This is a genomic window from Mesorhizobium erdmanii (assembly GCF_013170725.1).
Lineage (GTDB): Bacteria > Pseudomonadota > Alphaproteobacteria > Rhizobiales > Rhizobiaceae > Mesorhizobium > Mesorhizobium erdmanii.
Map to the genome: position 1 here is coordinate 1887306 of NZ_CP033361.1, position 18977 is coordinate 1906282.

The 18977-nt window shown below is 63.8% G+C and carries 18 protein-coding genes; 15 read left to right on the plus strand and 3 right to left on the minus strand.

Features of this window, described 5'->3' with window-relative positions:
• Nucleotides 1-140: 140 nt before the first annotated feature.
• The 8 genes from EB233_RS09075 to EB233_RS09110 all read left to right on the plus strand — a co-directional run bounded on the left by EB233_RS09075 (nucleotide 141) and on the right by EB233_RS09110 (nucleotide 7625).
• Complete coding sequence (locus EB233_RS09075; RefSeq protein ID WP_027056590.1) at nucleotides 141-605, plus strand: DUF2231 domain-containing protein; 465 nt, start codon at nucleotides 141-143, stop codon at nucleotides 603-605.
• A 330-nt stretch (nucleotides 606-935) separates the two neighbouring features.
• Complete coding sequence (locus tag EB233_RS09080; protein WP_064991968.1) at nucleotides 936-2321, plus strand: M20/M25/M40 family metallo-hydrolase; 1386 nt, start codon at nucleotides 936-938, stop codon at nucleotides 2319-2321.
• 78 nt (nucleotides 2322-2399) lie between these two features.
• Nucleotides 2400-3020, plus strand: coding sequence for a ribonuclease D (locus tag EB233_RS09085; protein ID WP_064991969.1), 621 nt, complete (start codon nucleotides 2400-2402; stop codon nucleotides 3018-3020).
• Between the two features lie 82 nt (nucleotides 3021-3102).
• Nucleotides 3103-3303: a hypothetical protein gene (locus EB233_RS09090; protein WP_064991970.1), complete on the plus strand. Its 201-nt coding sequence runs from the start codon at nucleotides 3103-3105 to the stop codon at nucleotides 3301-3303.
• Nucleotides 3304-3540: 237 nt separating this feature from the next.
• Nucleotides 3541-3795, plus strand: a complete 255-nt coding sequence (locus EB233_RS09095; RefSeq protein ID WP_027056594.1) for a GlsB/YeaQ/YmgE family stress response membrane protein — start codon at nucleotides 3541-3543, stop codon at nucleotides 3793-3795.
• Between the two features lie 107 nt (nucleotides 3796-3902).
• Nucleotides 3903-4049, plus strand: coding sequence for a hypothetical protein (locus tag EB233_RS09100; RefSeq protein WP_027056595.1), 147 nt, complete (start codon nucleotides 3903-3905; stop codon nucleotides 4047-4049).
• A 450-nt stretch (nucleotides 4050-4499) separates the two neighbouring features.
• Nucleotides 4500-6782 (plus strand): transglycosylase domain-containing protein, encoded by a 2283-nt coding sequence (locus EB233_RS09105; protein ID WP_064991971.1) that lies wholly within the window; start codon nucleotides 4500-4502, stop codon nucleotides 6780-6782.
• Between the two features lie 90 nt (nucleotides 6783-6872).
• Entirely contained in the window at nucleotides 6873-7625 is a 753-nt protein-coding gene (locus tag EB233_RS09110) for an SDR family NAD(P)-dependent oxidoreductase (protein ID WP_027056597.1), read from the plus strand.
• 21 nt (nucleotides 7626-7646) lie between these two features.
• On the opposite strand, the gene EB233_RS09115 is transcribed toward EB233_RS09110, so the two are convergent.
• Nucleotides 7647-8567 carry a zinc-binding dehydrogenase gene (locus EB233_RS09115; RefSeq protein WP_064991972.1) on the minus strand — a complete coding sequence of 307 codons (921 nt, stop codon included), beginning with the start codon at nucleotides 8565-8567 and terminating at the stop codon, nucleotides 7647-7649.
• A gap of 104 nt (nucleotides 8568-8671) precedes the next feature.
• On the opposite strand from EB233_RS09115, the gene EB233_RS09120 reads away from it, so the two are divergent.
• Nucleotides 8672-9478, plus strand: coding sequence for an AraC family transcriptional regulator (locus EB233_RS09120; protein WP_064992116.1), 807 nt, complete (start codon nucleotides 8672-8674; stop codon nucleotides 9476-9478).
• On the opposite strand, the gene EB233_RS09125 is transcribed toward EB233_RS09120, so the two are convergent.
• A complete protein-coding gene (locus EB233_RS09125) occupies nucleotides 9479-11260 on the minus strand; it encodes a cation:proton antiporter domain-containing protein (protein ID WP_064991973.1) in 1782 nt (593 codons plus the stop codon).
• A 215-nt stretch (nucleotides 11261-11475) separates the two neighbouring features.
• Nucleotides 11476-11922 carry a baeRF12 domain-containing protein gene (locus EB233_RS09130; protein WP_418001092.1) on the minus strand — a complete coding sequence of 149 codons (447 nt, stop codon included), beginning with the start codon at nucleotides 11920-11922 and terminating at the stop codon, nucleotides 11476-11478.
• Nucleotides 11923-12348: 426 nt separating this feature from the next.
• Here EB233_RS09130 and cysG point away from each other — a divergent pair, with 426 nt between their 5' ends.
• From cysG to EB233_RS09160, 6 genes are all read left to right on the plus strand, one after another.
• Nucleotides 12349-13797: a siroheme synthase CysG gene (cysG, locus tag EB233_RS09135; protein ID WP_064991974.1), complete on the plus strand. Its 1449-nt coding sequence runs from the start codon at nucleotides 12349-12351 to the stop codon at nucleotides 13795-13797.
• Nucleotides 13794-14087, plus strand: coding sequence for a DUF2849 domain-containing protein (locus EB233_RS09140; RefSeq protein ID WP_027056603.1), 294 nt, complete (start codon nucleotides 13794-13796; stop codon nucleotides 14085-14087). The genes cysG and EB233_RS09140 overlap by 4 nt, the downstream gene beginning before the upstream one ends.
• 45 nt (nucleotides 14088-14132) lie before the next feature.
• Nucleotides 14133-15803: a nitrite/sulfite reductase gene (locus tag EB233_RS09145; protein WP_064991975.1), complete on the plus strand. Its 1671-nt coding sequence runs from the start codon at nucleotides 14133-14135 to the stop codon at nucleotides 15801-15803.
• Nucleotides 15778-16542, plus strand: a complete 765-nt coding sequence (locus tag EB233_RS09150) for a phosphoadenylyl-sulfate reductase (RefSeq protein WP_064991976.1) — start codon at nucleotides 15778-15780, stop codon at nucleotides 16540-16542. The genes EB233_RS09145 and EB233_RS09150 overlap by 26 nt, the downstream gene beginning before the upstream one ends.
• A gap of 170 nt (nucleotides 16543-16712) precedes the next feature.
• Nucleotides 16713-17246: a DUF934 domain-containing protein gene (locus EB233_RS09155; RefSeq protein ID WP_064991977.1), complete on the plus strand. Its 534-nt coding sequence runs from the start codon at nucleotides 16713-16715 to the stop codon at nucleotides 17244-17246.
• 95 nt (nucleotides 17247-17341) lie between these two features.
• On the plus strand, nucleotides 17342-18949 hold the full coding sequence (locus EB233_RS09160) for a GMC family oxidoreductase (protein WP_064991978.1): 1608 nt from the start codon (nucleotides 17342-17344) through the stop codon (nucleotides 18947-18949).
• Nucleotides 18950-18977: the final 28 nt, after the last annotated feature.

The following is an 18977-nucleotide window of genomic DNA, read 5'->3' on the forward strand; positions in this document are numbered from 1 at the left end:
AAGGCTGGTTTTTTGCTGCCATCCAGCTTCGCGCACGGCAGTCGCGACTGACAGCGAGTTGACAGGTCCGCGTTGCTAGTCGGGCCGGTAACCGGTCCCGCAGACGGAACCGGCGGACAACCGGAACCCGAGGTTACAATATGATTTCACTACAGCATGTTCATCCTGTTCTCGTCCACTTTCCCATCGTTTTCTTTCTCACGCTCGCAGCGTTCGACATGGTCGCAGCATTTCGCGGCAAAGCGGTGACCGGACGTTCTTCCGCGGCAAATGCCTCGACCGGGTTGGCCCTCCTGGCCGGGCTTTCCGCTATCGTCGCGTACTTCTTCGGCGATCTGGCACTCACAATTGCCGAGAATGGAGGGTTCTCAAGTGACATTGCCGAGATTCATGAAAGTCTCGGCATGGCCACCGCGACTGCCTTTGTCATCTGGGCCGCTGTGCGTGCCTTTCTATGGTGGCGCGACATTCGCTTGAGCGGCCGGCTTGGCGCGGCAGTACCCGCCATGGAATTCCTCGGCGCGGCACTGGTCATGACCACCGCCTACTATGGCGGCCAACTGGTTTATGAACTTGGGGTCAATGTCGCACACGCCGCTGGCTAACCGGCTGCGATCACGCCCACGTTACAAAAGTGTAACGTTGACGCCCTTGAATCGCCACGTTCGCGGACCCAAATACACGTCATCGGCAGTTTTCGCCGAAGTCCGGAGCAAGGCCCGTCCCCCGCCTATCCCGGACACCTGCGGCAGCCTGTCCCCCCTCTCCGGGCTGCCGCATCGTTTCGAGTATGAGGCCGCCGTGGTTCCCCCTCCACCACGGCGGTCTTTTTTTGCCTTGCGACAGCATTTGCAGCCCGTGGTCCAACGATCGCGGGCTTTTCGTTTTGGCCCGCTCCCTTTACGGTTCCGGCACTGAATCGAAAGGCTTGCCAAATGTCCGCAGTTTCCCCCGTCCTCGACCGCCTCGACCAGAATCTCGACCAGAGCCTGGAACGCCTGTTCGGCCTGCTCAGGATCAAGTCGATCTCCACCGATCCGGCCTATGCCGCCGACTGCCGCAAGGCGGCGGAGTGGCTGGTGGCGGAACTCAAGCTGATCGGCTTCGACGCCAGCGTGCGCGACACGCCAGGCCACCCGATGGTGGTCGCGCATCATCAAGGACCGGCCGGTGCGCCGCATGTGTTGTTCTACGGCCATTACGACGTGCAGCCGGTCGATCCCATCGAGTTGTGGGAAAACGACCCGTTCGCGCCTGCGATCAAGGAGGTCGGACCCGATCACAAGGTGATATCAGGGCGCGGCTCGGCCGACGACAAGGGCCAGCTGATGACCTTCGTCGAGGCTTGCCGCGCCTGGAAACAGGTGCACGGCAGTCTGCCGTGCCGAGTCACCATCCTGTTCGAGGGCGAGGAGGAGTCCGGCTCGCCGTCGCTGAAGCCGTTCCTCGAGGCCAATGCCGAGGAACTCAAAGCCGATTTCGCGCTGGTCTGCGATACCGGCATGTGGGACCGCGACACGCCGTCGATCTGCGTGACGCTGCGCGGGCTGGTCGGCGAAGAGATAACGGTCAAGGCCGCCGACCGCGATTTGCATTCGGGCCTCTACGGCGGCGCGGCCGCCAACCCGATCCGCATCCTGTCCAAGATCCTGGCCGACATCCACGACAAGGATGGCCACATCACCATCCCAAGCTTCTATGACGGCGTCGAGGAGACGCCCTCGCAGGTGCTGAAATCCTGGGAGACGCTAGGCGAAACCGCCGAGACGTTCCTCGGGCCTGTCGGCCTGTCGATCCCGTCGGGTGAAAAGGGCCGCTCGGTGCTGGAATTGACCTGGGCACGCCCGACAGCCGAGTTCAACGGCATCATCGGCGGCTATACCGGCAAGGGCTTCAAGACGGTGATCGCGGCGGAAGCCTCGGCAAAGGTATCGTTTCGTCTCGTCCACAAGCAGGACCCGGCCAAGATCCGCGACGCGTTCCAGAAATTCGTCGAGGAACGCATTCCCGCCGACTGTTCGGTCGAATTCCATCCGCATGGTGGCTCGCCGGCAATCCAGCTTTCCTATGACTCGCCGTTCCTCGCCAAAGCCAAGGATGCACTTTCCGATGAATGGCCGAAGCCGGCGGTGACGACCGGCAGCGGCGGCTCCATTCCCGTGGTCGGCGACTTCCAGACTTATCTCGGTATGGAATCGCTGTTGGTCGGCTTCGGCCTCGACGACGACCGCATCCACTCGCCCAACGAGAAGTATGAGCTCTCCTCCTTTCACAAGGGCCAGCGCTCCTGGGCGCGCATTCTCGACGCACTGACGCGCTGAGCGGCGGGAAAGTCGTTTTCCTGTTGATTTTTCACCGGATCGCGGCGAGGACGGGGAACGCCGCGACCGGAGAAGACAATGGCCGACATCCGTTTCCACAAGCATGATCTGCCCGACCTCAACCATTACAATGTCGGGGCGGTGGCCATCGACACCGAAACGCTCGGCCTGAACCCGCATCGCGACCGGCTATGCGTGGTGCAGATTTCGCCGGGCGACGGCAGCGCCGACGTCATCCAGATCGCCCCCGGCCAGAAGAAGGCGCCGAACCTCGTCAGCCTGCTCAGGAACCGCAGCGTGACGAAGCTGTTCCACTACGGCCGCTTCGACCTTGCCGTGCTCTACAACGCGTTCGGGGTGATGCCCGAGCCGGTGTTCTGCACCAAGATCGCGTCACGGCTGACCCGCACCTACACCGACCGTCACGGGCTGAAGGATATCTGCTTCGAGCTTCTCGGCGTCGGCCTGTCCAAGGCGCAGCAATCGTCGGACTGGGCGGCCGAGACGCTGTCGCCCGAGCAACTCGAATATGCCGCCTCCGACGTGCTCTACCTGCACCGGTTGCGCGATGTGCTGGCCGGGCGGCTGGCCCGCGAACGGCGGACAAAGGAGGCCGATGCCTGCTTCCGCTTCCTGCCGACGCGCGCCAAACTCGATTTGATGGGCTGGGCCGAAGAGGATATCTTCGCCCACAGCTGACGGCTCGCGTCCGCTGCCGTGTCCGCCGCCAGGGAACCAGACGCATGCGGACGCGTTCTGTTGGGCTCGAAGAGGGGATGAGATGACCGATCGAAAGCCGATATCGACCGCGCCGACCGATGGCTCCAAGGTTTCCGTCATGTGGAAGAACAGCGACGGCGTCGTCAGCGAATCCATCGCGCAATATCGCGACGGCGGATGGTGGGTCTATACCGACAGCGACACCCAGAAAAAGGTCGAGCCGACCAGTTGGCGGCCCGCTTCCAGCGACGACGAAGATTAGCGCGGCTCACCGTCTCACAGAAACGGCGAGCTGCCCTAAGTCCTTGTTTTGATGCAATCCCAAGGAAAAGCGCTGTGCGCTTTTTCCGGGAAAACCGCTTCACACTTTTCCTGGAATTGGTTAGTGAGCGCCAAGCTGGCGAGGCCGGTTGCTTTCGAATAGCCTGAAGCCGTTGATATCGGAGCCGATTCGGAGCCTTCCGCTGCGCGATCGTGCTCTTCCTCGGAGGAAATCGTCATGGGTGTCGAAAGCCTGCTCGTCTTCATCATCATCGGTGCCATCGCCGGCTGGCTCGCCGGTCTCATCGTTTCCGGTTTCGGCTTCGGCCTGATCGGCAACATCATCGTCGGTATCGTCGGCGCGTTCATCGCCGGCTGGCTGTTTCCGCGGATCGGCTTCTCCATCGGCGGCGGCATCATCGCCTCCATCATCCATGCCACGATCGGCGCCATCATCCTGCTGGTGCTGGTCAAGGTCTTGAAACGAGCCTGAGGCTCGAGCTTTGCAACCAACGCAATTCCCAAGGGCAAAGCGCTATGCGCTTTGCCCGGGAAAGACCGCTTCACACTTTTCCGGGAATTGCTTTAAAGGAGCGCGCCATGAAGCAGAATACGCTCTATCTGATCATTGGCGCGCTCATCGTCGTGGTCATCGCGCTTGGCGTCTATGTCTACCGCGAGCAGACCAAGCCGAAAGGCGTCGAACTGAAGATCGACGACAAGGGCATTTCGATCCAGCAGAACTGAGCCCGCCGCCGATTGCGCGGCGACATCAACCATATGACGGTGACCTACGCGCTGGTGCCCGATCTGGCAAAGGCGGCGGGTGTCTCACCGTTATGGCCTGAACTCCTGCATTACGCTTGACCGTCGGGGGCCGTGATCAGGCTTAGTCGGCGACATCGAAGCGGGGCAGGCAGCTGTCGATGACAGGGAGCAGTTGGACATTTCGCGATCCCTGTGAGGACCAGACGCTGGCGTTTTGCTCGCGGGCGTCGATGACCGGTTCACGGACGGCGGGACCGCTTCCGCTTGAGGCGCCCGGCCAAGACACAACGGCAATGGCGGTGACGAATTTAGAAAATTGTAAGGAATTTCAAAAGGCTGCATAAACCTTGCTTTAACCCGCCCTTAAATCGCCGCATCTACTCTGCAACCGGAGCGCCATAGGCACCCCGGGGACATCAAGCGCAGCGCATGGCGAACCGCAGAGACAGTCGCATCGAGCCCAGTTTCGAGGGACCGCCACAGGCGCGATCCCAGGCGGGTCTTTCGGTGAGCGAGGAGGATCGCGTCGTGCCGAGCAACCGCAAAGTCTCCGCCAAACGCAAATCGTCGAAGGCGAAATCGTCGCGCGGCGGGCGCGGCAGAAGCCGGCGCGGCCTGTTCGGCCTGCTCGGCCGGCTGTTCTACTGGTGCTTCGTGCTCGCCATCTGGGGCGGCATCGCCGTGGCTGGCGTCGTCGTCTATTACGGCGCCAAGATGCCGGCGGCCACCACCTGGTCGATCCCCGACCGCGCCCCCAACATCAAGATCGTTTCGGTCGATGGCCAGTTGCTCGCCAACAGGGGCACGAGCGGCGGCGAGGCCGTCGGCCTGCACGAAATGTCGCCCTATATTCCGGAAGCCGTCATCGCCATCGAGGACCGCCGGTTCTATTCGCATTTCGGTGTCGATCCGATCGGCCTGTCGCGCGCCATGGTGACCAACCTGCTCGGCGGGCATTTTTCGCAAGGCGGTTCGACGCTGACGCAGCAATTGGCCAAGAACCTGTTCCTGAAGCCCGACCGCACGCTGGAGCGCAAGGTGCAGGAGGTGCTTCTGGCGCTGTGGCTGGAGCACAAGCACACCAAGGACCAGATCCTCGAAATGTACCTCAATCGGGTCTATTTTGGCTCCGGCGCCTACGGCGTCGAGGCGGCTTCGCGGCGCTATTTCGGCAAGAGCGCGCGCGATGTCACGCTGTCGGAGGCCGCCCTGCTTGCCGGCCTGTTGAAGGCGCCATCGAAATTGTCGCCGGCCCGTGATCCGAAAGCTGCCGAAGAGCGCTCGCAACTCGTGCTCGCCGCCATGCGCGAGGAGGGCAAGATCAGCGACAAGGAGCTGAAGACGGCGCTCAGCGCGCCAGCGACGCGCGCGCCGTCCTACTGGACCGGCTCGGAAAACTACGTCGCCGACACCATCATGGAAGAACTGCCCGACCTGATCGGCGACGTGCGCGGCGACATCGTCATCGACTCGACCGTCGACCTGAATCTGCAGAAGCTCGCCGAGCAGTCGATCCGCCGGCTGATCGACGAGAGCGGCAAGAAGCTCAACGTCACCCAGGGCGCGCTGGTGTCGATCGACGATTCCGGCGCGGTGCGCGCCATGGTCGGCGGCTACGACTATTCGACCAGCCAGTTCGACCGCGCCTCCGAGGCGCGCCGCCAGCCCGGCTCGGCGTTCAAGCCGTTCGTCTATATGGCGGCGCTCGAAGCCGGCCGCACGCCCGACAGCATCCGCAACGACGCGCCGATCAAGATCGGCAACTGGACGCCGGACAATTACGGCGGCAAGTATTTCGGCAAGGTGACGCTGGCGACGGCGCTGGCGAAGTCGCTGAATTCGGTGGCGGCACAACTGGCGATGGAAGTCGGGCCGAACGCCGTGGTCGAGGCGGCGCACCGCATGGGCATCCAGTCCGAATTGCAGGCCAACACCTCGATCGCGCTCGGCACCTCGGAAGTGACGCCGCTGGAACTGACCTCGGCCTATGTGCCGTTCGCCAATGGCGGCTACAAGCCCGACATCCATTTCATCCGCCGCATCACCTCGGCCGACGGCAAGGTGCTCTATGACAGCGGTGGCAGCGGCAGTGCGCCGCGCGTCGTCAAACCCGAGATCGTCGGCATGATGAACTCGATGATGATGGGCACGGTCGAGTTCGGCTCGGCCAAGAAGGCGGCTTTTGCCTGGCCGTCGGCCGGCAAGACCGGCACGAGCCAGAATTCACGCGATGCCTGGTTCGTCGGCTACACCGCCAATCTCACCACCGGCGTGTGGTTCGGCAATGATGATGGCACGGCGATGAAGAAGGTCACCGGCGGCGCGCTGCCGGCACAGGCCTGGCACGAATTCATGGTCGCGGCACATGAGGGCGTACCCGTGCGGCCGCTGCCCGGCACCTGGAAATCGACGCCGGCCGACACGATCGTGCCCGACGACATACCCTCGGCCGACAACAACCAGCCGGCGCCGGTTCCGTCCGCGTCGGTTGGCCAGCAGGCTCCGGCGGCGCCGCGAGCCGCTCCCGTTGCTCAAGCGCCAACGCCGGTCCGCCCGGTGCGACCCGCCCAGACGGTCGATGCCGATGGTTTCGATATGCCGGCTGACAATGGCACGACCGCCTCAGTCGGGCATCCGGTGCCTCCGGGCAGTGTCGGCGGTCCGCTGAAGAAGAAGCAGACTTCGATCCTGGATATTCTGGGCGGCGGCTGATCGCGGTCGCCTCGGCGGCCAGCAGCGGCGTCAATCCGCCTCTCGCCAGCGCCACGGTGTTCGGCTACATCTCCGGCCGGAGACCGTGACATGGCTGAACTCGACACCAGAAAAACCATCGTGCTGACCGGCGCCAGCCGGGGCATCGGCCATGCCACGGTTAAGCGTTTTTCGCGCGAGGGCTGGCGCGTCATCACCTGCTCGCGGCAGGCCTTTGCCGAGGACTGCCCGTGGCCGGCCGGTCCGGAAGACCACATCAAGGTCGACCTCGCCGACCAGGAAGATGTCGGCATCGCCGTCTCGGAAATCCGCCATCGGCTGGAAGCACATGGCGGCCAGCTCAACGCACTGGTCAACAATGCCGGCATTTCGCCCAAGCTCAAGGACGGCAACGGCCGCATGAATTCGATCGACACGCCGATGCATGTCTGGCGCGACGTGTTCCAGGTCAATTTCTTCGCGCCGATCATGCTCGCGCGGGGTTTGTTTAAAGAGTTAGCCGCGGCCAAGGGCTCGATCGTCAACGTCACCTCGATCGCCGGCACCCGCGTGCATCCCTTCGCCGGCACCGCCTATGCGACCTCGAAGGCGGCGCTGGGCTCGCTGACGCGCGAGATGGCGCATGATTTCGGCCCGCACGGCATCCGCGTCAACGCCATCGCCCCGGGCGAGATCGACACGGCAATCCTGTCGCCAGGCACGGAAAAGATCGTCGAGACGATCCCGCTCAGGCGCCTCGGCACCACGGCGGAGGTCGCCGACATCATCTTCTTCCTGTGCTCGCAGCAGGCCTCCTACGTGACCGGCTCGGAAATCCACATCAATGGCGGCCAGCACGTTTGAGCCGTTCGGGCCAAGGCTTGCTCATCCGGTCATGGTGAGGACAGCCTTGCCGCTGAAGCTGCGTTGGCGCAGGGCGCCGAGAGCCTGGGCGATGTCCGTCCACGGCACCGTCAAGGCGATGCGGGTTTCCAGCCGGCCAGCTGCAACCAGGGCAAGCAGGGAGGCGATATCTGCGCCGATGCCCGCACCAGACGTGTAGTAGGCGAAAGTCTGAAGCCTCGCCCCCTCGTGGTCGGGAACGAACTGGCGGAATCCAACCGGCGTCAGTTCGCCGCTGCTCGAACCGAACATGACGATCGTCCCGCCAGGGGCGATGCGGTCGATCGCGCGGGCGAGGCTTTCGCCGCCGACCGACTCGGTGATCAGCGAAAACGGCCCCTCGGCCTGATCGATCGCCTCGACAACTTGCCCGGCCCCGAGCCCGTGGAGATCCTCTTCATGCCGGGCGGCGGCGATCGCGGTCACCGAGGCACCTTGCTCGCGAGCGATCTGGATCTGGAAACGGCCGACCGCACCGCTTGCGCCGGTAATCAGGACCTTTTGGCCGGCGAGGTCACCACCGTGGCGCAAGGTCCTCAGCGCCGTCGTGCCCGCGACCGGAAGCGTGGCCGCGGACGCGAAGCCGACCTCATCCGGCATGATGGCGAGGCGATCGGTCGGAATGGCGACGCGTTCGGCCCAGCCACCCTCGTCGACCAAAGCCGCCACCCGGGTGCCCACGGCCGGTCCGGAGCCGTCGGCCGCCGCCCGCTCGACGAACCCGACGACATCCTGGCCGGGTATCCAGCCGTCCGGGCGTATGGCGAGCAGGCGCAGCTCGCCGCGGTTCAAAGAGGTCGCGTGGACGGCGATCAGCGCTTCGTTCGCGCGAGGTCGTGGCTCATCGACCTCGGTGCGTTTCAATCGGGCTGCATCTTCGGAAGAGATGGTGAGGGCGAGCATGGGTGCACCTTTGCCAATTGCGGCGAGAACGACCCCAAGCCTATCGATTTGTGTGAGCGAATAATTTAGATGTAGAAGCAATCGATCGCTAAAAATCGGCAATGATGAGACAGCCTCTTCGCTACCCATGGCTCAATTTCGACGTCGATGACGTTCTTGCTCCGGCGATCGCCGTGCGCGTCGACGTCACCGAGACCAAGGCCGAGGTGTCGCAGCATTGGCATCGCAAAGGGCAGCTCGTTTTCGCGCTTGGCGGCGGCGTCACCTGCCGTGTTCCCAGTGGCCTCTGGATGGTGCCGCCGCATTGCGGCGTGTGGGTGCCGAGCACCATGGAACACAGCAACATCGCGACCGCCAATGCCCGGCTATTCTTCGTCTACATCGAGCCTGGGGCGACCGAACTGCCGGATCGGTGCTGCACGCTTTGGATCTCGCCGCTGCTGCGCGAACTCATCATCGAGCTGTCGGAGTGTGCGCCTGATGACGTACGGTGCGCTTTCCTGGGAAGCGTTCTGCTCGCCGAACTGCCTGATATGCCTGTCCAGCAATTGCATCTGCCGATCTCTTCCGAGCCGCGCCTGCGGCGGATCGCCGAAGCGTTGGCGCAAGACCCCGCGGACCGCAGCACGCTGGCGCAGTGGGCCAATCGCCTTGCGCTCAGCGAGAGCAGTCTCGCCCGTCTCGTCGTCAAGGAGACCGGCTTGAGCTTCGGCCGCTGGCGCCAGCAATTGCACTTGATCGTTGCGATCAGGGAGCTGGCTTCGGGCGCAAGTGTTCAGCGGGTTTCCGGCGATCTTGGCTATGGGTCCGTCACAGCCTTCATCACCATGTTCAAAAAGGCGCTCGGCAAGCCTCCCGCACAATATCTCGGCAGCATCGCCCGTAATGGCGGTTCTGCGTTCGTGGCGTGATCAGGCGGCGGACGGCTCAGTCGCGGAAGGCTTGTGACCGAGCACCTCTTCCACGATCCCGCGTGCGATCTCACGCTCGCCCATGATCACGGTGTCGGCCCCGAGCCCCTTGAGATGCTCGACCTCGGCATCGGAATGGGCGCGGGCGACGACGTTGATGTTGGGGTTGGCCGCACGGGCGCGCAACACAATCTGGCCGGCCTCGAACGCATTGGGGATGGCGAGGATCAGCCGCCTGGCGCCTTCGGGATTGGCGGCGGCGAATACTTCGGCGTTGGCCGCGTTACCGGCGACGGTCTCGATACCGTCGGCTTTCAACCTGGACAGTGTCTTGTCGGCATCCTCGATGACGAGGAAGGGCTGCGCCGCTTGTTTAAGCGCCGCGCCGACGAGGCTGCCGACACGGCCATAGCCAATCAGGATGGCATGGCCGGCAAGGGCCGTCTTCGGCGGCGGGCCATCTTCTTTGGACGTCGCGGCAACCGAGGCGACCTGACCGGGTTCCGTCGCCGGGCCGACCGGCTTGGCGTCCGCCGGCGGGGCTGTCCTGCCGGCACGGGCCTCAAGCCACGGCTTCATCCAATCAATAACCAGGAACATCAGCGGGTTGAGCACGATCGACAGAATGGCGCCGGCCAGGATCAGGTCGCGGCCCTGCTCGGGCAGAAGTTTCAGCCCAACGCCGAGTTCGGCCAGGATGAAGGAGAATTCGCCGATCTGCGCAAGGCTTGCCGAAATCATCAAGGCCGTGGCCACGGGATAGCCGAAGGCGACGACGATAACGAAGGCCGCCAACGACTTGCCGATGACGATGATTGCCAGCGTCGCCAGGATCGGCAGGCCGTTGCTGAACAGGCTGAACGGGTCGAACAGCATGCCGACCGAGACGAAGAACAGCACCGAGAAGGCATCGCGCAGCGGCAGCGATTCTTCCGCCGCGCGGTGGCTGAGCTCGGATTCGCTCATGATCATGCCGGCGAAGAAGGCGCCCAGCGCCAGCGAGACGCCAAACAGTTTCGCCGCGCCGAAGGCGACGCCGAGCGCAATGGCGAGCACGGAAAGGCGGAACAGTTCGCGCGACCCGGTATGGGCGACGTAGTGCAGGATCCAGGGAATGACCCGGCGGCCGACCACCAGCATGACGACGACGAAGGCGGCGACCTTGGCGAGGGTAATGCCGACGACGCCCCAGATGCCGTAGCTAGCCGGCAGCGACAGCAGGCCGCTTGCGTGCACATCCGCCTGTTCCTGGCCGCCGAGCACGCCGGCAAGAGCCGGCAAAAGCACCAGCGCCAGCACCATGGCGAGATCCTCGACGATCAGCCAGCCGACGGCGATGCGTCCGCGTTCGGTCTCGATCAACCGGCGTTCCTGAAGCGCGCGCAGCAGCACCACGGTCGAGGCGACCGACAGCGCCAGGCCGAATACCACACCAGCGCCCATGGACCAGCCGAGCATCCAGGCAAGCCCGACACCGAGCAGAGTGGCAAAGCCGATCTGGACGATGGCGCCAGGCACGGCGATGGCGCGGACCGATAGCAGGTCCTTGAGCGAGAAATGCAGGCCGACGCCGAACATCAGCAGGATGACGCCGATTTCGGCCAGTTCATTGGCGAGGCCGGCATCGGCGACGAAACCGGGCGTGTTCGGCCCGACCAGCACGCCGGCAACGAGATAGCCGACCAGCGGCGGGATGCGGAAACGATTGGCGAGAGCGCCGAAGACGAATGCCAGCCCCAGACCGGCGACGATGGTGGCGATAAGGGGCGTGTCATGCGGCATTGTCTATGGAGCGCCTTTCAAGTTTGCGATGTCGGATGTGCGCCGCCCGAAGCCGCCGCCTGTTTGCAATATGGTGGAAGGGGTGACGGTGATGCAACCCGCACGGATGCGAAAATCGACAGTCAGGCCTCAATACTTTACCGGCGGCGGCGAGGCCGGCGGTAAAGTCTTTCACCAAGGCGCGGCGTCTTGATCGGCGCCGATCGGCCTGATGATCAGGCCGCCTTCAGCAATGCCTCGATTTCGAATACAGCGTGATTGGTCAGTGTCTTTGGGATCTCGGCGGTGACCTTGTCCCCGACCTCCTTGTGCAGCTTCTTGCGCATCGTCCCAAGCACCAATGGCGGTGCGACGAGCACGATCTCGTCGAACTCGCCGCGATGGGCCAGCTTGTATAGCCAGGCGGCGATTTCGTCAGCGAAACGCTCCTTGCCGATCCGGTGCCAGTCGGTGTCCTCGACCGCGCTGCGGTGCACTGACGGGCCGTCATTGTACCGGCCCGGGCTGTCGGTGCCTTGTTCGCGGGTCGGCGGATTCTCCTGCTCCATCTGGTGCACGACTTCCAGGTTGGGATAGAGATTGTCGCCCGCATTCTTCAGGAAAAGCGCCTTTTCACCATCGGCCACCATGACCCATATGCCGTGTCTCAGATTGATGCTCATAATGACGGGCTCCTTCTCAACAGGGTGGCGTTTATGAATGCTTCGCCCGATGGTTGCTCTTCAGGCGACAGACGGATGGGGAACGCGCCCTGAAGCGGTAATGTTCCAACCGAAGGATCGCGCCGGGCGGCTGGCCATTCCATGCGAAACGGAACTCCCCATGGCGGCCGCTTTAATCTACTGAATTAGTAGAAATTAGAAAAATCTGTTTTGCGAAACCAGGGGTCAGCGGCTAAAAAGGCCTGAAATCAAGGCTTGGTTCAGCGGCTTGAATTCATTCATTCTCCAAATGTGGAATATTTTTCTCCTGCCTTTCGCAGTTGCGAAAAAGCGATTGCCTGCCATCGCAGGATGCGCGAGTGCTTTGCTTCTGGTTTTTCGCGCCCGGGCGTAAAACTGCGAAACTGTTCCCGGATTGCACTTCTCATGCCGCAAGCCAATGCCAAGCTCAATGCCTTCCCCGTCTTCGTGCGGGTCGAAGGCGAAACCGTGGCCATTGTCGGCGGCGGCGAGGAAGCGCTGGCCAAGGCGCGGCTGATCGGACAGTCGAGTGCGGTGCTGCGCATCATCGCCGAAAATGCCGAGCCGGAACTGCTAGCCTTCATCGCTCAGTTCGGAGCCAGCCATGTCGCGGCGCCTTACGATGCCTCGCAGCTCGACGGCGCGGTGATGGTGTTTGCCGCTAGCGGCGACGAGACGCTCGACCGTCAGGTAGCCGTGGACGCGCGTCACTCAGGCATTCCCGTCAATGCGGTCGACCGTCCGGAGCTCTGCGATTTCTTCACCCCGGCGCTGGTCAACCGCGCGCCGGTCGCCATTGCCATCGGCACAGAGGGCGCGGGCCCGGTGCTGGCCCAGATGCTGCGCGGCCGCATCGACCAGATGCTGCCGCCATCGCTCGGGTCGCTGGCGACGCTTGCCGCCTCGTTGCGTGGTGCGGCCGAGAAATTGCTGCCGAGGGGCAATGTCCGCCGCCGCTTCTGGAACAGTTTTTTCCAGGGTGCGCCTGCCCATGCCGTGGAAGCTGGCCAGCTGTCGCGGGCGCATGACGCCGCGGTGGATCTTCTGCTGTCGAACGCACCGGCTTGCGGCCACATCGCCCTGGTCGGCGCCGGTCCTGGCGCCGAGGATCTTTTGACGCTGCGCGCGCATCGCCTGCTGATGGAAGCCGATGTCATCGTCCATGACGCGCTGGTGCCGGAGGCGGTCGTTGCCATGGGCCGCCGCGACGCCGAGCGCCTGCCGGTCGGCAAACGCAAGGGCTGCCACACCAAGAGCCAGGCCGAGATCAATGCGCTGTTGGTCGAACTCGGCCGCCAGGGCAAGCGTGTGGTGCGGCTGAAGTCGGGCGATCCGCTGGTGTTCGGCCGCGCCGGCGAGGAGATGGCGGCGCTGCGTGATGCCGGCATAGCCTATGAGGTGGTTCCAGGCGTCACCGCGGCCTTTGCCGCCGCCGCCGATTTCGAACTGCCGCTGACCTTGCGCGGTGTGTCGTCGTCGATGGTCTTCACCACCGGCCACGACCTCAAGGGCAATTCATTGCCGGACTGGGCCAAGCTCGCCATTTCCGGCGCCACCGTGGCCGTCTACATGGGCCGCTCGGTGGCGGCCGAAGTCGCCGGCCGGCTGATCGAAGCCGGCCTGTCGCCGGACACGGCGGTCGCCGTGGTCGAGAATGCCAGCCTTGCCAACCGGCGCCGTTTCCACGGCACGCTTGCCGACCTGCCGTCGCTGGAAGCGCGTGGCGATCTTTCCGGCCCGGTCATGACCATTATCGGCGATGCCGTCGCCGGCGCCAATTTCGAGCGGTCCGAGCCGCTCGCGGCATGCAGGACTGCAAGTGCGTCCGTCGCCGCCGAAGGAGTTCAGCCATGAAGATACTGACCGCCAACCGCCTGACAGATGGCATAGCCGTCTGGTACGCCGATGGCGGCTGGGCCGAGACGGTGGGCCAGGCCGACCTTGCCCATGACAAGGCTGCCGAGGACCGCCTGGAGGCAATCGGCGCCAAGGCCTATGCCGACAATGAAGTGGTCGATGTCAATCTGATCGACGCGGACGTCGTCGACGGCGTCGTCGAGCCGGTGCGGTTGCGTGAAAAGATCCGCGCAGCAGGCCCGACCATCCGCGGCGATCTCGGCAAGCAGGCCGAGCGGGCGGCATAGCCAGGATTTGAGTGAAACGGGCGGACGCGCCCTGAAAGACGAAGCATGTACCGTTACGACGAGTTCGACCACGATTTTGTCCAGGCCCGCGTCGCCGAGTTCAGCGACCAGGTCCAGCGCCGGCTGTCCGGCGAGATCACTGAGGAGCAGTTCCGGCCGCTCAGGCTGATGAACGGCGTCTACCTGCAGCTGCACGCTTACATGCTGCGCATCGCGGTGCCATACGGCACGCTCAACGGCAAGCAGTTGCGCATGCTTGGCCACATCGCCCGCAAATACGACAAGGGCTACGGCCATTTCACCACGCGCCAGAACATCCAGTTCAACTGGCCGGCGCTGTCGGATATTCCAGCGATCCTCGCCGATCTGGCCAGTGTCGAGATGCACGCCATCCAGACCAGCGGCAACTGCATCCGCAACGTCACCGCCGACCACTTTGCCGGTGCTGCCGCCGATGAGGTCGCCGATCCGCGCCCCTATGCGGAAATCCTGCGGCAATGGTCATCGGTGCATCCGGAATTCTCGTTCCTGCCGAGAAAATTCAAGATCGCGGTGACGGGCGCCGAGCGCGATCGCGCCGCCATCCAGACGCACGATATCGGGTTGCATCTGAAGAAGAGCGCCGCCGGCGAACTCGGCTTTGCTGTGTATATCGGTGGCGGCCAGGGCCGCACGCCCATGGTGGCGAAGAAGGTCCGAGACTTCCTGCCGGAAGCCGATCTTCTGTCCTACTGCACGGCGATCCTGCGCGTGTACAACCTCTATGGCCGCCGCGACAACAAGTACAAGGCGCGCATCAAGATCCTCGTGCACGAGACCGGCGTCGAGGAGATCACCCGCCAGGTCGAGGCCGAATGGCAGGAATTGAAGGACGCCGAGCTGAAGCTGCCGGATGCCGACATCCGCGCCATCGAAGCCTATTTCGCACCGCCGGCGCAGACCGACCGGCCGGAAGGCGACCAGGCGGTCAAGCTGGCGCGCCTCGATTCCAAGGGCTTTTCCGACTGGCTCGACCAGAATGTGGTAACGCATCGCCATCCCGACTACGCGGCGGTGACGATCTCGCTCAAGGGCATCGGCGAGGTGCCTGGCGACGCGTCCGACAGCCAGATGGAAGCGGTCGCCGACATCGCCGAGAAATACGCTTTCGACGAGCTGCGCGTCAGCCATGAGCAGAACCTGATCCTGCCGCATGTGGCGCGCGCCGACCTCAAGGCGGTCTATGACGCGCTGGTCGACATCGGACTGGCGACGGCTAATTCCAATTTGATATCGGACATCATCTCGTGCCCAGGCCTCGACTATTGCGCGCTGGCGACGGCCCGCTCGATCCCGATCGCACAGGAGATATCGCAGCGCTTCGCTTCGATGGAGAGGCAGCGCGAGATCGGCGAACTGAAGCTGAAGATCTCCGGCTGCATCAATGCCTGCGGCCATCACCATGTCGGCCATATCGGCATCCTCGGCGTCGAGAAGAAGGGCTCCGAGCTCTATCAGGTGACGCTGGGCGGTTCGGCCGACGAGAATACGTCGGTCGGCGAGATCATCGGCCGCGGCTTTTCTTCGGAAGAGATCACCGACGCCATCGAGCAGATCGTCGAGACCTATCTCGGCCTTCGGCTCAATGCCCAAGAAAAATTCATCGACGCCTACCGCCGTGTCGGTCCCGCGCCGTTCAAGGAGGCGCTCTATGCTGGCGAAGCCAAGGCCGCTTGACCATATAGCCGACGTCGATGACGGCGTCGCCGCCAAGGCGGCGGGGCTCGATGCGCTCTATGGCCATCTGAAGCCGCTCGAGATCATCGAACGTTCGGCGCGCGAACTGTTTCACGACGAAATCGCCGCCGTGTCGTCCTTCGGGGCGGACTCGGCGGTACTGCTGCACATGATCGCGGAGATCGACCGCACGCTGCCGGTCATCTTCCTCGACACAGGCAAGCATTTCGAGGAGACGCTCGGCTATCGCGACGCCCTCGTCGCGGATTTCGGGCTGACCAACATCCAGGTCATCAAACCCGAGGAAGCGGCGCTCGCGCGGATCGACCCGACGGGCAATCTGCATCAGAGCAACACCGATGCCTGCTGCGACGTGCGCAAGGTCGAGCCGTTGGCTAGGGGCGTTGCGCCGTTCCGGGCCTGGTTCACCGGCCGCAAGCGCTTCCAGGCCTCGACGCGGGCGGCACTGCCGGTGTTCGAGGCGGTCGGCGCGCGCATCCGCATCAATCCATTGGCGCATTGGACGACATCGGACCAGGCGGACTACATGCGCGCGCATGCGCTGCGCGAAAATCCGCTGGTCGCCTATGGCTATCTGTCGATCGGCTGCTTCCCGTGCACGCAACCGGTGCAGCCGGGTGAGGACGCGCGCAGCGGCCGCTGGGCCGGTCATGCCAAGACCGAGTGCGGCATTCACCTGTCGGGACTGGAAGTATCGCTGACCGACGCATCCCTCTAGGATGTGCTGATATTCAGGTGAGGCTGGCCTGCAAACGGCAGCTTCCTACGCTTCCGGTGCTGACGTAGTTCAAGTACGCTCCGCTCCGGTTCTCGGAAGCCGCCATTTTCGGCGCAGCCTGACCTGAATCTCAACACGTCCTTGGCTCGTTTGAATATTTAGGACCTTTTATGACTGAAACGACGACACCAGAGACCCGGCTCTGGACCCCGGAGGGTTTTCGCGAGGACGAATGGGCTCACGCCGAAAGTGCGGACGCGCTTTCGGGCAATGGCCGCTTCATCCTGCCGTTGCAGGCATTCCTCGGTCTTGATCCGGAGGTGCGCCGGTCCGCCAAGGAGCGGCTCGGCGTGGTGCTGCAGCCCGGCGACCAGCTCGAGAAGATCGCCGACCTGCTCGATCAGCTGTCGCTGGTGGCGCTGGTTTTCCCGGCCTTCAGCGACGGCCGCTCCTTCTCCAAGGCTGAGCTGCTGCGTAGCCGCTATCATTTCGAAGGCGCCGTTCGCGCCACCGGCCAGGTGCTGGTCGACCCGTTGCCGCATATGCTGCGGCTGGGCTTCGACGAGTTCGAGATTTCGAACCCGGTGTTGTTGAAGCGCCTGGAAGAGGGCCGTACCGGTGGGCTGGGGCTTTACTACCAGCCGACCGCCGTGCCGGAGCCCAAGGGTCCGAAATATTCCTGGCGCCGCGTTCGCGAGAGCTGACGCAGCGGTAATCGAGCGCGTCTTTACATCAGCTCTGATCAGGCCTTCTCTTGGCTGTCCGGACGGAAACATCCGCCGGGTGCGAGGAGGAAACCATGGCTTTCGACTATGTCATCGCAGGCGGCGGGTCGGCCGGTTGCGCGCTTGCTTCACGGCTTTCCGAAGACCCTTCGAAGACGGTCTGCCTGATCGAAGCCGGCGGCGAGGGCAAGGATTTGCTGATCCGCGCTCCTGCGGGTGTGATCGCACTGCTGCCGGGCCGACCGAAGATCAACAACTGGGCCTTCGACACGGTGCCGCAGCAAGGTCTCGGCGGCCGCAAGGGCTACCAGCCACGCGGCAAGGCGCTGGGTGGTTCCAGTGCCATCAACGCCATGCTTTATGTCAGGGGCCATCGCAGCGACTATGACGGATGGGCCGGCCTCGGCTGCAACGGCTGGTCGTGGGACGAGGTGCTGCCCTATTTCCGCCGCGCAGAAGGCAATCAGCGCGGGGCCGACGCGCTGCACGGTGACGATGGGCCGTTGCGGGTCGCCGAGCAGCAGGATCCGCGTGAACTCTCCAGGGCCTTTGTCGAGGCCTGCGGCGAAAACCAGATACGCCGCAATGATGATTTCAACGGCATCGAGCAGGAAGGTGCTGGGCTTTACCAGGTCACGCAATTCTGGGGTGAGCGCCGCAATGGCGAGCGCTGTTCGGCTGCGGCCGCCTATCTGCACCCGGCGATGAACCGGCCGAACCTCACCGTCATTACCGGAGCGCGTGCCACCGGCGTCGTCCTTGACGGCAAGCGGGCTACGGGGGTGCGCTATAGCAAGGGCAACAGCGAGGCCATGGCGAAGGCCCGGCGCGAGGTCATCGTCTGTGGCGGAGCCTTCGGCTCGCCTCAGCTGCTTTTGCTGTCCGGGATCGGTCCGGCGGTCGAGCTTGCCGCGCATGGCATTGCGGTTGCGCACGAACTGCCAGGCGTCGGCAAGAACCTGCAGGATCATCTCGATTTTATCATGGGCTGGACGTCAAGGAATGCCGACATGATGGGCATCGGCCTGCGCGGCCTGCCCGGCCTGTTGCGGCACATGCTGCGCTGGCGCAAGGATGGCGGTGGTATGATTGCGACGCCCTACGCCGAAGGTGGCGCTTTCCTCAAATCCGATCCGGCGATCGACCGGCCGGACCTGCAACTGCATTTCTGCATCGCCATCGTCGACGATCATGGTCGCAAGCTGCATATGGGCTACGGCTTTTCCTGCCATGTCTGTGTGCTGCGTCCGCATTCGCGCGGCGAGGTGGGGCTGTCGTCACCGGACCCGCTGGCGCCACCGCGCATCGATCCGCGTTTTCTGTCCGACCAGCGCGATGCCGACCTGCTGCTCAAGGGCGCCAGAATGATGCGCGCCATACTGGAGGCGCCGGCGCTGGCCAGATATCGCGACAAGGAAATCTACACTGCCGGCGTTTCCAGCGACGCTGATTTGATGTCGCATATCAGGGCTCGCGCCGACACCATCTATCACCCCGTCGGCACCTGCAAGATGGGCGTCGACGACATGGCCGTGGTCGATCCTGAACTCAGGGTGTACGGGCTTGAAGGGCTGCGGGTCGTCGACGCCTCGGTGATGCCGACGCTGATCGGCGGCAACACCAATGCGCCGACGATCATGATCGCCGAAAAGGCGGCCGACATGATCAAGGCGGCTGCCTGACTGATATTTGGTCGAACCAGGGGGTGCT